The following is a 14,714-nucleotide window of genomic DNA, read 5'->3' on the forward strand; positions in this document are numbered from 1 at the left end:
TCGCCCCTGTCACGAGCTACCGGCCACGCAACTGGAGGAAAGCTCGGTACTCCGCGATGAGGTCGTCGATGTGGCGATCCGTCAGATCGTTGAGTGGCGTCGCCAGGAAGAACAGCGGGGCGTATTGGCTTTGCAGCGGCAGGAATCCGCTGAGCAGCTGCTCCGGAGTGGTCCGGATGACCATGTCGACGTCACCTATCTCAAAGGCGTCGCCGATGTCGGAACCGTCCTGCCGGGCCTTCTCGTGGGCCGCCCGCAGTTCGTCACGAGCGTCGTATGCGGCGAGAACGTTGATGGTGAAACCGTCACCCTGCATTGCGCTTTCGACTCGACGTGCCGCCGCGAGGTACGACGCGGGCAGCGAGCTCCGGTCACCGTGCAGGCGGACGCTGGTCGTACCGGGGTCGAAACGAGCGGGGATCAGCGTTTCGAAGAACTCGACGGAGGCCGCAAAGACGGCCTGCAGTTCGTCGTCGTGGCGTGAGAGGTTGGCACGACTCAGGTTGTACACCGACACGGTCTGTACACCGTGGCGCCGCAGGGCGAGGAGGATGTCGGCCACCTTCTCGGCACCCCGCTGGTACGCGTCGGTCAGGGTGACGTCATGAGCGTTCGCCCAGCGGCGCAGTCCATCCGGAATCAAGCCAACGTGCATTGGTCCGTCGTACATCGGCCATACCCCCCACAGGCAATTTGATCACGAAAGCTATTGGCGGCCAGCGCAATCGATCGACGGAATACCTAGGTCGCCGGTAGGCGAACATCAATCCTCCGCACTGCGCAACACCGCCAACACCGTCAACAGCAGGATCTGGAAGTCGAGGCGCAACGACCAGTTCTCGATGTAGTAGTTGTCGAATTCGGCCCGGTCGGCGATCGAAGTCTGCCCACGAAGGCCGTGCACCTGCGCCCAGCCGGTCATGCCGGCCTTCACCCGATGCCGGTCGCCATAGCGCCGGACGCGCATTTCGAACAACTCGACGAATTCCGGGCGCTCGGGACGCGGGCCGACCAGACTCATGTCGCCCCGCAGCACGTTCAACAGTTGAGGCAGTTCATCCATCGACGTCTTGCGCATGATCTTGCCGATCCGCGTGCGCCGATCGACACCCTCCACCCCTCCGGGGGCATCTCCCACCGTCGGCGCGAAGGCCTCGTCGGACGGGTCGTCGGGGCGCATACTGCGGAACTTCAGACAGTCGAACACGTTGCCATCACGGCCAACTCGCGCCTGGCGGTAGAAGATCGGCCCCGGGGAGCTGGACTTCACCAAGAGCGCGAGCCCGATGAACACCGGCGAGATGGCCAGCAGCCCCAGCCCGGCGGCCGTCCTGTCGAACGCGTGCTTGACGGCGAACTGCCACCCCTTCGGATCGGCATGGCTGAGCACGATCAGGGGAACGCCACCCAGGTGCTCGACCCGGGCGCCGATGCCGATGGCGTCCATCAGCCGCGGTACCACGCGCACCCGCATTCCGAGGGATTGGGCCACGTGAGCGGCCTGCGCCAGTTGCTCGTCCGATGCCGACGACGGGGCGACGATGAGCTCCTCGGCACGTACTGCACGCGCGGCCGCCTCGAGGTTGCTCGTGGTTCCCAGATAGGGCAGCTCGTGCAAATCCGCGTCTGCCGGCCGGACGTCGTCGAGCAAACCGACGGGGCACAGACCGTATTCGGGCACCTGACGCATCCGGGTGATGATCTGGTGCACGATCGGACCGGATCCGATGATGAGCGCAGGCGCGGCGATCCGGTACTTACGCCGCAGGTGGCGGTACGCCAGGGATCTGACCAGACGCGCGGCTGGCATCAGGATCGCGGCGCAGACCCAGATCCGCACGACCAGATCGCTGGGACGGACGTACACCCCGACGACCTCGCCGGGCCTGAAGGGCGGCACCGCCAACATCAGCAGCGTCAGCGTCCCCAAGGCCGCCACCGCGACGGCCGTCTCCATTGGCTCCAGGTCTTCGAGGAACTTGAAGTTCAGGTTGCGCTTGTACATCGATCGAGTGCTCAAGACGACGATGACGAATGGAACGAAGGCCCACGAGTACGTCAGGACGTTGCGATTGTCGATCCCACCCGGGATCCACGCATGCGCCAGAGCAACCGCGCCGACGGCGGACACCACGTCGACCAGCAACCTGATCACCACGAACCAGCGGTCGCTTCGCAGGCTTTCCATCCAGCCGGGAGCGCTCGACAGGTTGGCGCGACCAGGCGGCGTCGCTGAGTTCAGCCGCGGCACTGTGGCGATGTCACTCGGAACGTGCGTCGTCGCATTCACCTCTGTCGCGCTCCCGATCCCCCTGGAGAAACTCTTGGGAAACGACTCTAATGGGATTCGACGCCAATGACGGTCGATTTGCCAGACGAGGGTACGAGGCAGCCGGTGGGTAGGACCGAACCTCGATCAGGGGCCGAAGATCCGTTCCGCCGCGAGAGTGGCGAGGTCGGTGAGGATCTGCACGTGTCCGGTGCTCCACAGCCGCGGCTTGGCATCGAAGACACACAGCGTGCCGATGGCGTTCTTGTCGCGATCCATCAGCGGTATGCCAAGGTACGCGACGACGCTGCCGTCGAGGACGACCGGGTGATTCTTGAAGATTGGATGAATAGTCGCGTCTTCGATGATTAGTGGTGCGCCGTTTGCCACGGCATATTGACATACCGACCGATCGAGCGGCGTCTGCCTTTCTTCCGGGGACGTGCCACCCATGCCGAGAGTGCTTACGAAGAATTGCCGGTCGACGTCGATCAAGGAAACCGCCGAATGCGGCGCGTCCAATGCGGCCGCGGCGGCCCTCATGATTCGGTCGAATGCCTCTTGCGGTGGGCTGTCCAGCAGACCCGTGGCATACAGGGCATGGAGTCGCGCCGGGTCACTTATGGCCGCGGAAGTGTTCGGCATCTCAGCGTCAGCAAACGCACCCGACGCCGACAGGTGAGTCATGAGCTTGGCGATGCCCGGACTGTTGATGCGTCGATGCTCGGTGACCATCCGCGCCGCGACCGCCCGCGCCACATAGGTCACGACGTCCTCGCCCGCGTCGTTCGCGCACTCCTCGAGTTGGCGGTTGAGCCACTCGTCGAACCCCGCCAGAGACCTCGTCACCTGGACAAGCTACCGAATTTTCCGTCGACCCGGACACCGAAGGAGCTTCGCTCGCCACAACGCCCACGTAGCGTTGGGCCCCTACCGCCGACGATGGGAGCGATTGTGCCGGACCGTCGGGCGACTGAGCGTCCCGCCGATCTCCTCTTCGACGCTCGGCACATTCGCCAGAGTGGGATAGGTACCTACATCCGCACGCAGCTGCCGTACCTCGAGGAGGGGGCGGCAACCCACGGCGTGTCCCTTGCCGTCCTGGGCGACCGCGAATCCCTCCCCCAGCTACGCCCGAGCACCAGGGTGGTGCGCGCCTCGCCGTCGTCGTCGCCGATGTACACCACGGCCGAACAAGTAGCCTGGTGCCGAGCATTCGCGCAGACCCGACCCCGCGCAGTGTGGTTGCCGCACTATCCCTACCCGGTGGCTCGGTTACTCCCCGCCAATCGCCGAACGCTCGTGTACGTGACCGTCCACGACACCACTCAGCTGCTCCCGTGGAGCGTCAGCGGCCAGAGCTGGGCCCGCCGCACCTACGCCCGGGCGATGCTGAACGTGGACGCCCTGGCGTGCCGCCGGATCTTCACCCCATCGGAGGCCACCGCCACGACCCTCAAGGCCGTTGCGCGAAACCCGCGGGTGTTGGTGACGCCGATACCCGTTGACGAGACCTGGTTCACTCCAACCGATTCCAGCTTGTCGCCGGTGAGCGGTCCGTACATCGTGTACGTCGGAAACAGCAAGCGCTACAAGAACCTCCTTCTCCTCATGGAGGCATTCGCCGACCTGGACCAGACCCTCCCCCACAAGCTCGTGATCGCCGGCGGTGGAGCGACGCTGCGGACGATGGACGATCGCGTCCGCCAGATCGCGGACGACAACCGGGACCGAATCGTGCTGATCGGACAAGTCGACTTCGCGGCACTTCGGGCGCTGGTCGCAGGCGCAGACCTACTGGTCATGCCGTCGTTGCACGAGGGTGCCGGCTTACCGCCGTTGGAGGCCATGGCGTGTCAGACGGCCGTTCTGTCGTCCGACATCGCCGTTCTCCGCGAGACGTGCGGGGATGGCGCCGATTACTTCGACCCACACGACCGGGACGGATTGGCGCGGATGATGGAGTGGTATTGCACTAACGATGCGGCCAGGGCTGAACTGGCGGCGCGGGGTTACGCCCATGTGGTGCAACGCCAACGGGAAATCTGCGCCACCGCGGCCGCCGAGGAGATCTGCAAGCAACTCCTCGACTCCGGGCGATGACGCTGTCGCGGCGCAGGATCATGGCCATCGCGCCCGCCGCAGCGGCCCTGGCTCTCGCGCCGAGCGTCCAGCAGAGGGCCCGCACCGTCGTCGACGTCAGAGCGTTCGGCGCGACGGGCGACGGCACCACCGATGACTCACGTGCGATCCAGGCTGCCGCAGCGGCGACCGGATCTGGCTGCACACTGCGCTTCCCCTCCGGGACATACCGATTCGCGCAGCGCTGGCCGGCCGGTACGGCGGCGATCGTCATCAACCGGGTCGCGGATGTCGTGGTGGAGTTCGAGCCAGGGGCCGAACTGCTCATCGACAATCTCGACCCCGTGACGCACACCGGTACCGGTCACGGCCTCCTGGTCCGTGGCCCCGCATCGCGAATTTCTCTGCGCGACGTGAATATTCGGTGGGCAGCCCGCGCACGGCGGTCCCTGGGCGACGGGATCAGGGTGGTGGGCTGCCCCACCCCGGGTGAGGGCGCGCCCGTGGGCTGGTCCGGTCCGTTGGCGCCCGTGGACCAGGTATCCATGTCCGACTGCGTCATTCGCGCTAGCCCGCAGACCGGGGTGGTCATGCATGGCGTATCCGACATCACCGTGGACAGATTACGAGTCGTCGACAGCCGAGCAGATGGGTTGCACTTCAACGCTTGTCGCCGCGCCAGGATCGCCGACTACGACGCGGTCGACACCGGTGACGACGGGTTGGCGCTGGTGACCTATTACGCACCGGAGTTCTCCTTCGACGACGCGGCGCACACCTTCGCGTTCCCCACCCTGATCGACTGGTCCAACGCGGACTTCACCATCAACGACGTCAGGGTCCACGGTAGCCAGGCCAACGGAATCAGGATCGCGGGCGCCCACCGAGTCACCGTCGGCGGCCTCGTGGTGACCGGGGCGGGCGCGGGCTCGGCGGTGATGGCCGACTCTGCAGCGCCGGGGACGGACGTCGGCTGGAATTACCTCGCCAGCCGCGGGGTGCGCGTCGAGGACCTCTCCGCCACCGACTGCGACACGGGAATTCACCTTCTGGCCCGGCCTGGCGCAGTCGGTGATCGCCAGTTCACCGATTTCGACGTGACCATCGATGAGGCGACGCTGGACGACTGCAGCAATTGGTCGGTCAGGGCTGAATCATTGAGCGACACCACGGCCCGTGGCCTCCGGATGGGGAATTGCCGCATCTCCGCGACGTCGACCACGGGTGGCAACGGCGGGGTCGGTTTGGAGAATACGCAGCAGATTGCACTGGGAGACATGTCGATTCGTCACGCCAACGCCGTCGTCGCCTTCCGCGCCTCGAACGCCGAACAGCTTGCCGTGGACCGCCTCGAGGTCACCATCGGCGGCTCCGGACCGGCTACCGGCACCCCTTCGCCATGCGTATCGCTCGAAGACAGCGACGGCACGATCACCGCCATCGACGTCTATTGGCCAGCGGCACCACCGGGGTGGACGGCCGTGCGGCAGTCCGCTGCCGGCCGGTGCAGCGTCGACCCCGCGATCGTGCGGGCTCTCAAAGTCACACCGCCGGGCGGTAGCTTCGTGGTCACCTGCCCCTGACTGGTCAGTTCGGTTGTGCCGCGGCCGTTCGCGGTGGGCGCAGTCTTGCCGCCGCCCACGCCGCTGCGGCAGTCAGCAACAGCAGGAAGACGACGATGCCGTAGGTCAGGATCTGGACCCGCCATACCTCGAGGAAGCAGTACGCCACCACGCCCGAGGACGCCGCGACGACCGGACTGAGGCTGTAGATGCGCGCGAACGCGTAGCCGGCCACTCCGTAGGCCAGGATCGTGTAGAGCCAGCCCCAGGTCCCGTACACCGAGTAGGTGTCCGCGAACACGGAGTTGGTGAAGAAGTTCCCGGCGAAGGTCACCGAGAAGCCATACACCGACGCTTGTTTGAAGCTGTCATCCTTGGCCACCTTGTTGAATTGCAGGAAGGTGGGCATGACCGCGCCCAGTGCCGTCACGGGGTCGCCCGGCTTCTCCCACGCGCCACGGCCCACCGCATCCGACACTCCCAGTGAAACCTGCGCCGGGACGGCGAGATAGGCCCCACTCTGATAGAGGTTCATGGCGACCGGGTTGGAGACTCCGGCTTCTCGGTAGTAGTTCGCGTTGCGGGAGTAGTTGAGTGCCGTGAGAACGGCGAACCCGCTGAGGATGACTAGCGCGACGACGGAATACGTGCGCGCGCGGGAGCCGGGCATCGCCGGTCGTGGTTCTCGACCTCTCACCGACATCGCCACGTAGACCGCGCTGGCCATGAGTAGCGAGAGACGCGAGGTGATCATCGCGTTGGTGCCCAGCAGGAGTACCGCGACCGCCATCCACGGCCAACCGATGACCTTCTTGCGCCAGAGGTAGACACCGATGGGAGCCGCCAGAATGTTGGCGTACCGCAAGGTCTGCAGCCCCGCGAAGCCCGAGAGCGAATTGCTGAAGTCGTTGGCGGTCTGCTCGCTCAACGAATCGACGATGGCCGCGATACCGCCGACCTTCAGAAAGGCGTCACCGATACCGATGGCACCGGCAGCCACCACGATGAAGAAGTAGCGCCGTTCGAACCAGTCGGTATTCGTGGGTGCGTTGGCGTCCACAGCGCGTGACCTGTGCGTCCCGAGCCAAAAGCCGACCGTCGACACCCCGATGATCGCGCCATACCACAGCAGGAGGAGCCCGATACCGCGACTGCTGACCTCGGCGGGTATCGAAAAGCCGTTCAGCGCCTCGGGATTGGTCTGGGCTCGGCCATAGTGCTGTCTTGTGGTCAACGCGAACCACGCTAGGAACGACAGGCCCACCGGCGCCACGATGAACACACCAGGAGAGAACCACGCGGGGGCCCGCGAGCTGGCTCCATCCCGGCGCACGGAATCGGGGATCTGATCGGCGAGCATGCCTAACGGAACCGTTCACGCAAGTGCCGCCACCCGAAGGTCGCCGCGTAGTCGGGCGCACCCTGGACGGCCGCGCGGTGGTACAGGATGGCGGTGAGCATCTCGGCCACGACGAACGCCAGGAAGATCGCGCCCGTGGTGTGCCACACCATCAGAAAGCTCACGCTGATCACCAGGTAGATGACAGTGCTGGCGCCGCGAATCCAGAACACCAGCACGGTCTTCCCCACCTTGCGGAGGGCGGCGAACGGCACCGTGGACAGCAACGTGACGCCCTTCCACAGGAAGGCCAGCAGTAACGCGGCGACACCCACACCGCCCCAGGCCGGCCCGAAGATCAGGCTTCCCGCTCCGCCGAGGGCGGCGGCGAGGACCATTGCCATCGCGACGGCGAACACCGCCACGAACGGCGCGAGTTCACCGCGGTGTCCATGCGCCAGCAGTCGATACCTGCCGTAGGCCAGGATCGGCTCCATCGCGCCCGCGACCGTCGAGATCACGCGGAACGTGACCGACGCCGCCGGTCCCACCATGACCAGGAGCAGCGAGGTGATCGCGGGTTGCACCGCGCCGACGACCGCCGTCTCCGCGGTGACCCAACTCGACCGACGCACGTCCGGTGGAAAACCCATGTGCCAGCGAGTCTTCCGCGGGCGGTATCTCGCCAGGACGGCCACTAGAGCCCCGATCGCCAGCACTCTCACGCAATGCGGATTGTGGTTGGTGGCCATCCACAGGGCCACCACACTGGCAACGATCAAGGCGGCCGCCCCAACGCCTTCGCGTTTCCAATCGCCCGCCACCACACCGATGGAGCGGGTCATCAACAGCCCGGTCATCACGCCGATCGAACTCACGATCAGCACCGGCGACGAGGCAACGGCGGGGCCGATCATCAGCAACGCCACGGCGCCAACGGTGAGCGCCACGACCCATATCGGCAGAAGCGTTTCGTCGTCGGCGTCGGGGGTGGCGAGATGACCCTCCACGATGAACGCGTTGAACAACTGGGCGACGTAGACACCGATGGCGAGCGCCAGCGCGAGGAAACCCTGAGTCTCGATGGGAGCGATGCGCGCGTAGATCGCAATGAAGATGGCCGGGAAGACGTTCAGCGCCAAGCCGGCGACGACTTGAACCCCGGTGTGGACGTGTTTGACGTCAGGCACGACCGCTCCGCGTCGAGCCTGGGTGGTCACACATCTCGGTGAGTCGCGAGAGTCTGTTCGACGACTCCGGCCATCTTCCGGCGGAACGCCCCCCGCGAGAAGGTCTCGGCGTGCAACCGCACCTTGGCCGGATCGAACTGTCTGGAGTCGAAGCGGGCAAGCGCGTGGGCGAAATTGGTAACCAGGTCACGATCACCGGCATTGGCGACGAACGTTCCGGTGGTGCCGTCGACGACACTGTCCAAGGCGCCCCCGACGCCGAGCGCGATCACCGGAGTGCCACACGCCATTGCCTCGACGGGTGTGATGCCGAAGTCCTCCTCCCCCGGCATGATCATCGCGGTCGCTCGACGGTACAGACTGCGCAGCTCTTCGTCGGAGACACGGCCGACGAACGTAATGTCGCTGCCCTCGGCGAGCTTGCGGCATCGTGCGCCATCTCGGCCGTCTCCTACGACGACCAGTTTGACCCCGGCCTCCGCTGCCGCTCTGATGGCGACGTCGGGTCGTTTGTAACCCACCAACCGGCCCGCGAGGATGAAGTAGCCCTCTCGCGCCTCCGTCCGGTCCGGTGTGTAGAAGTCCACGTTCACCGGTGGGTGGACCACCTGGGCTTCGCGTCCCCAGTGTCGTTTGATTCGCTGGGCTACCGCCGTGCTGTTGGCCACGACCGTCGTAATCTTCGGTGCCGCAGCCAACTCCGCCCTGATCGCGAACTTGGCCAGTACGTCCAGCGCGAGGCGACCGGATCGCGACGACGTCTCCTCGAGCCGCATCTTCTCGTCCCATGCCCACCTGGCAGGTGAATGCACGTAGGCGATCGTCGGCATGCGGGTGGCCGCGGCGGCGGCCGCGATCGCGAAGGCATGGTGGCTGATGACCACCGCGTCGGCCGACCCGAAGTCGCGGCGCCGCAACCATCCCGGCACCAGCGGAAGGAGAGGCGCGTAGGTGCGGTAGCCCGCCATCCGATATGCCGACGACAACCGACCGGTCGTCACGCGCGCGCTGAAGGGCGTGCTGACCCGGGCATCGACGATGGGAATGGTGATCGGTGCCTCCGGCCACTCCCGGGACAGCTCGGCGACGACGTGCTCGGAACCGGCGACTTCGGTCAGCCGTTCGTGAACGATTGCCAATCTCACGTCACTCTTCCCGTCCACGAGGGTCACTGGCGCTCGGCGGCACCGCCGCCACTTCCGCCCCTGCTCGACGCTTCCTGAAGGGGCGGATCCGCGATCGGCGGTAGGTGAAGACCGCCACCACGGGCACTGCACTGGCTGCTGTAGCCGAATGCAGCGCCGACGCGTCGGCGATGGTGTCGGACTCGAGCTGGGCCACCAGCACGATGTTGGTCGCTGCTGCGATGACGTCCGGGGTCACTGTCCTATCGCCGACGGTACCGCCGTCGATGACTGTCGTGGTGGGCGATTCGGCCGAGCTCGGTGCCCAATGCTGGCCTGAGCCATTCGCCCCGGGCCGAGCGACGGCGGCGGCTCGCTCGAGTAAGGACGCCACGGCCGAGCCGCCCGAGTGGGGCGACGCACCGAGGACGAGAATTGCTCGATTCGTTCCCGCTACGGCACATTGGTTATAGAGCGTGCGGCCGAGCCGGTCCTGTTCGTCAGTCGAGGCATCTGACTGCACGGCGCCGAGATCGACGGCCGGGAGCACCACACCATCGATGTGCTCGCCCAATACCTTCACCAAGGACCCGCGACCCGAACGCCGTCGGCGCGCGAGAATGACGGCGACAGCACATGATCCGCCTAGTAGCGCGCCGAGGAACATCCCGATCAGCCATTGGTGGGAACTTTGCTCGTTTGGCGTCGGCGGTTGCACGACGGACAACGTACTGGCCTCGGCCGCTTGAAGTTCCACGCTCTCGCGCACTCGCTGAAGGTCCTGCGGCGGCGCGCCTACGGCGGCCTCGCGCTCCTGCCACTCGGACAGCTTGGGCAGTAGCACCCGCAGCCGCTCGTCGACGCGCCGGGCGAGATCCTGACTGTAGAGGTCGATGGCCGTCTGCACGGTTCTGGTGGCGACGTCGGCGGACTTGCTGGTGCAACTGATGGTCACGATCGACGATTGGCTCGCCTGCGCGATGTTCAGTGCCGCGGGTTCGTTCTGGGCCATCTTCCGGCCCACGGCCTGAGCAAAACCGTCTCCCGACAGGTACGCGATCTCCCCGCTCACGAATTTGGCGGTGTTGTCCTGGTTGTCCGGGGTGATCTGACTCGCCCCGCCCGCTATTGCGGTCAGGTCCACCGGAACCTTGAGGCGCACGAAAGCCGTTGCGGTGCTGTCCGAGACCAACGTGCCGAACGCCAGACCGCCGGTGACCGCACCAACGCAGAGACCGATCAGGACACCGAGAACCAGCCTCGACATCAACAGCCGGCTCTCGAGCGATGAGACCCTCGAAATCGCGGACACCGGCACCTTCGACACGTTGACAGACAACCTCTGGCGCTCCGTCCTAAGCCTTATGCGAACCTGATGGTAAACGGCGCTGAAGCGATTGCTGCGTCAAACACTCGTTTCCGATGCTCAACCGATGTGCCGCTGTCGCCAGTTCGGCGCATCAGCCCTCGGAACACGCGCTTTGGCAGTAGCGTGCGACGCCGGGGAGTGATACCAAGGATCACTCGGAGCAGGAGTGAGCGTGTCTTCTGGGGTAACTCGCCGGGTTCGACGAGCGGCCACCGCGGCGGCGTGTTTGCTGTCGTCGGTCATCTTGACGGTGACACTCGGCGGCTCCGGCACGGCGTTCGCCGAACCTTTGAACTCCGACACGATCCCCGGCGAAGACATCACGTTCCCGTGGACCACCGTCGGCCTGCCCGACGACGTCACGCTGGTCGGCGCCAACAACACTCAGAGCTTCACGGTTCCGGTGCCATCCGGGTTCACCGCCAGACGCCTCCGGGGACTCATCCACGCCCCGGTGGACTTCGGCGCCGGCTTCGTCGAGATCGATGACAGCAGAGGCACGCTGCTCGCCACCGTGGATCTGCCCGCAGTGACGCCCGATCAGGCCGTGGTGCCCTTCGACGTCGACGTCTCGGCAGCTCTGGTCGGCAGTACGGGGGTCGGCCTGTCCTTCACGGTACGAGAGGCCCCGCTCCCAGTGGAGCAGCGGTGCGGACTTGGACAGCAATTGCTCTTGAGCGATCTTGCAGCCGTGTTCGCCGGCAACGAGCCCGCGCCCACGACGATTGCGACCTTCTTTCCGCCCGTCCTGCAGCGGCTCACGATCTACGCACCCACCGACGCCGAGAGCGCCGAACAACAGGCGGTCCTCACCCTCGCGTCGGCGGTAGCGCGGATGTACCGGCCACAGGCCCCGGCCATCACGGTCGTCACGCAGCCGCGTGGCGCCACCCCGCCGCCTACACCACAGTTCACGAGAGCCGTCGTGGTCGAAAATGGCGACGCCGGAACGAACCTCGTCAACGCCGATCGGCCCAACGTGTACCTCAAGATGACCGGCCGCGGCAATCAGATGACCGATCAGGTGGCCATCGTCGTCGACCAATTGCAGTCCCTCATCCAGGTCCCGACCGCACGGGTCGACAACGCCGGCTCCAGCCGTGACCCGCTCACCGACGAGCTGAGCTTCGGACGATTGAAACTCACCGGGGAGCGCGCCGTCCTGCGCACGTCCACGCTCACGGTGGGAGTCGACCGCTCCGCCTTGGGCACGGGACGCGTCGACGGCCTGCAGGTACACCTGCTCGCCACTCACACACCGGTGGCAGCCCTGGACTCCGCCAGCCTGGTGGTCAGTGTGGATGGGCAGGCCGTCTACACCACGCCCCTGACGGATAGTGGTCGCGTCGACGCCGTCTTCGATGTCCCTAGCGACTTTCTTCGCCAGAGAATCGATTTCGAGTACGCACTGGCGTACAGCCCACGCCAGTTGTGTAGCCCCACGACGGCACCTCTGACATTCCAGGTCGACCCGCGGTCGACGTTGACCGTGCGACACGGTGGCCAGGCCCTCGACGGCTTCAGCGCCGTGCCCTCGGAGTTCAACCCGGAGTTCCTCGTGGCGCTCGACGGCAGCGACCCGGGGCTACTCGACTACGCGACCCGCGGGGTCACGGACATCGCGCGGCTGACCGGGACGTCCCTGATGCCGCGCGTGGTCGACGTCGAGTCCGCGGCCGACTCGACGACCGCCGGATTGATCGTGGCGAACGCGACCACCCTCGGCCAAACGTCGCTGCGGCTGCCCATCGGGGGTGAAAGCACCGATGTGCGAGTCGATCTGCGCGGCGAACTTCGGGCCAGCATCGACAAGGGCGTGGGGTCGATCCAGGCCTTCGCGGACACCCCGCGGAACCGTTCCGTCGTCGTCATCACCACGAGCGGGGAGTGGTCGCTCGTCGAACCGCTCTTCGGTTACATCGATCAGCTGCCGGGCGGCTGGTCGAGCCTCGACGGGAACGTCGTGGCGGCCGGGGCGGCGGGCAGCGTGACCAACCTGTCGATCGGGCCGGGCGAGGTGGCGCCTGCTCCTGCCGACGAGGGGATCAGCCGGACGACCTGGCTGGCCGTCGGCGCCGGGTGCGTCGTCCTGGCGGGCCTCGTCATTGGTGCACTGCTGTGGTCACGCCGGCGTCGCGGCGCCGCGGAACCCGTCGCTCCGGCACCACCGGTGCAGTAAGTACGATCGGCTCGAACCGCACCCAAGGGAGAGCCGATGACAAGCACCGTTGCCTACGAGCAGACCGAGTCCGTCGCCACGATCACGCTCGACGACGGCAAGGTGAACGTGCTGTCCCCAGCGATGCAGCAGAACGTCAACGACGCCCTCGACCTGGCCGAGAAGGCCGCAGCCGACGGGGAGGTCAAGGCCGTCGTCCTCGCAGGCAACTCGCGGGTGTTCAGCGCCGGCTTCGATCTCAGCGTCTTCAACTCCGGCGATGCCGCCGCCGCACTGGGCATGCTGTCCGGCGGCTTCGAGTTGTCGATCCGCCTGCTGAGCTTCCCGGTGCCGGTGATCATGGCGGCCACGGGACCCGCGATCGCGATGGGCTCGTTCCTGATGCTCAGCGGTGACCACCGCGTCGGATCGCCGAGCTCGCGGTGCCAGGCCAACGAGGTCGCGATCGGCATGGTGCTGCCGATCTCGGCGATCGAGATCATGCGAAACCGCTTGACGCGAGCGGCCTTTCAGCGCGCAGTCTCGATGGCAGCGGTGTTCACCGGCGCCGACGCCGTCGCCGCCGGCTGGTTGGACGAGATCGTCGAGGACGGGAACGTGCTGGCGCGGGCGCACGACGTCGCCGCCGACGCGGCCGCCGGCCTACACGTCAAGGCGCACCGGGCCAGCAAGCTGAAGGCCCGCAAGGACGCGATCGCCGCGATTCAGGCCGGTATCGACGGTCTGCCCGCCGAGTTCACGTCGAGCTAGCTCCTAGCGAGCGCCTCCGCGAGCAGACGCAAAAGGCCCTCGTTTGCGGCAAATGAGGGCCTTTTACGTCTGCTCGCGGGGAGGGGGAGGGAGTCAGTCGCCAAGCGTCGGCGCGAGGGCCTGCAACCAGTCCTTCGCCTCGCGGGCGGCCTCGAGCTTTGCCGCCGCCGCCTGCTCGAGCGCGGCATACGCGTCCCGCAGCGCCGGGAGTTCGCGCACGAGGCGACTGGCGAGGGCGGTGTCATCGTCGGTCGGCAGCGGCGAGAACGACTGGTGGGCCAGGCGGGCCGCGGCGACCGCCGTCAGGGTGACCTCCTCGGGCGGTGGCGCGTCGACAGCCCGTACGAGCGCGATCAGGGCTTGTCGTGCCCGATGCGCACCAGACCTGGCCACCCGCAGGGCGCTGGCCGCATCCCGCTCCGCTGTCAGTGCGGCGCGCGCCCAAACCACCCACTCGTCGTCCAGGGAACCCTTGGCGCACACCGGGCAGGGCTGGGTGCCGTGCCGGTCGTGAAACTCGAGGCTGGTTTCGAGGAACTGGACCCGGTCCGCGGAGAGGGCGTCCGCGGCACGTTCCGCGTCACCCTGCGCGGCGGCCGCGGAAAGCAATGCGGCACAGGCACTTTGCATTTCATCTGCGTCGGGTACGGTGGCCGCGGCGGTGCGATGCGCTGAGAGTGCGTCGATCTCCGCGTCGAGCCGGGCCATCGCGACCGTGAGCGACGCGTCGGTGGGCACGTCCCGCCACGCCTCGGACACCACCTGTCGCGCCCGATCGCCAAGGGCGTCGTCGTCGCGGGCACGGTGCAGGACGGCGTCCCTGAGATGTTCGTCGGTCATCGCGAACGAC

At 66.6% G+C, this 14,714-nt stretch carries 12 protein-coding genes; 4 read left to right on the forward strand and 8 right to left on the reverse strand.

The genetic code is table 11. The annotated features are described in order from the left end of the window. Positions 1-16: 16 nt before the first annotated feature. From QUE68_RS24140 to QUE68_RS24150, 3 genes are all read right to left on the reverse strand, one after another. Entirely contained in the window at positions 17-655 is a 639-nt protein-coding gene (locus tag QUE68_RS24140) for an undecaprenyl diphosphate synthase family protein (protein WP_284228827.1), read from the reverse strand. Between the two features lie 108 nt (positions 656-763). After that, complete coding sequence (locus QUE68_RS24145) at positions 764-2,188, reverse strand: sugar transferase (RefSeq protein WP_454786389.1); 1,425 nt, start codon at positions 2,186-2,188, stop codon at positions 764-766. Positions 2,189-2,416: 228 nt separating this feature from the next. Further along, positions 2,417-3,118, reverse strand: a complete 702-nt coding sequence (locus QUE68_RS24150) for a GAF domain-containing protein (RefSeq protein ID WP_286274559.1) — start codon at positions 3,116-3,118, stop codon at positions 2,417-2,419. A 105-nt stretch (positions 3,119-3,223) separates the two neighbouring features. On the opposite strand from QUE68_RS24150, the gene QUE68_RS24155 reads away from it, so the two are divergent. Further along, the gene (locus QUE68_RS24155) at positions 3,224-4,372 is read left to right on the forward strand and encodes a glycosyltransferase family 4 protein (protein WP_284228830.1); all 1,149 of its coding nucleotides are present in this window, start codon (positions 3,224-3,226) and stop codon (positions 4,370-4,372) included. Beyond that, complete coding sequence (locus QUE68_RS24160; protein ID WP_284228831.1) at positions 4,369-5,934, forward strand: glycosyl hydrolase family 28-related protein; 1,566 nt, start codon at positions 4,369-4,371, stop codon at positions 5,932-5,934. The genes QUE68_RS24155 and QUE68_RS24160 overlap by 4 nt, the downstream gene beginning before the upstream one ends. A 4-nt stretch (positions 5,935-5,938) precedes the next feature. On the opposite strand, the gene QUE68_RS24165 is transcribed toward QUE68_RS24160, so the two are convergent. From QUE68_RS24165 to QUE68_RS24180, 4 genes are read right to left on the reverse strand one after another with little or no spacing between them, the layout of a single operon-like run. Beyond that, positions 5,939-7,273 carry a hypothetical protein gene (locus tag QUE68_RS24165; protein ID WP_284228832.1) on the reverse strand — a complete coding sequence of 445 codons (1,335 nt, stop codon included), beginning with the start codon at positions 7,271-7,273 and terminating at the stop codon, positions 5,939-5,941. Between the two features lie 2 nt (positions 7,274-7,275). After that, a complete protein-coding gene (locus QUE68_RS24170) occupies positions 7,276-8,442 on the reverse strand; it encodes a hypothetical protein (protein WP_284228834.1) in 1,167 nt (388 codons plus the stop codon). A gap of 26 nt (positions 8,443-8,468) precedes the next feature. Continuing rightward, the gene (locus QUE68_RS24175) at positions 8,469-9,587 is read right to left on the reverse strand and encodes a glycosyltransferase (protein WP_284228836.1); all 1,119 of its coding nucleotides are present in this window, start codon (positions 9,585-9,587) and stop codon (positions 8,469-8,471) included. 1 nt (position 9,588) lies between these two features. After that, positions 9,589-10,893 (reverse strand): hypothetical protein, encoded by a 1,305-nt coding sequence (locus QUE68_RS24180; protein ID WP_286274560.1) that lies wholly within the window; start codon positions 10,891-10,893, stop codon positions 9,589-9,591. Between the two features lie 214 nt (positions 10,894-11,107). On the opposite strand from QUE68_RS24180, the gene QUE68_RS24185 reads away from it, so the two are divergent. Then, a complete protein-coding gene (locus QUE68_RS24185; protein ID WP_284228839.1) occupies positions 11,108-13,114 on the forward strand; it encodes a hypothetical protein in 2,007 nt (668 codons plus the stop codon). Between the two features lie 36 nt (positions 13,115-13,150). Beyond that, entirely contained in the window at positions 13,151-13,864 is a 714-nt protein-coding gene (locus tag QUE68_RS24190) for a crotonase/enoyl-CoA hydratase family protein (RefSeq protein ID WP_284228841.1), read from the forward strand. 93 nt (positions 13,865-13,957) lie between these two features. Here QUE68_RS24190 and QUE68_RS24195 read toward each other — a convergent pair whose 3' ends face one another. Further along, a complete protein-coding gene (locus QUE68_RS24195; RefSeq protein WP_286274561.1) occupies positions 13,958-14,704 on the reverse strand; it encodes a hypothetical protein in 747 nt (248 codons plus the stop codon). Positions 14,705-14,714 lie beyond the last annotated feature (10 nt).

It is taken from the genome of Mycolicibacterium sp. TUM20985 (assembly GCF_030295745.1).
Lineage (GTDB): Bacteria > Actinomycetota > Actinomycetes > Mycobacteriales > Mycobacteriaceae > Mycobacterium.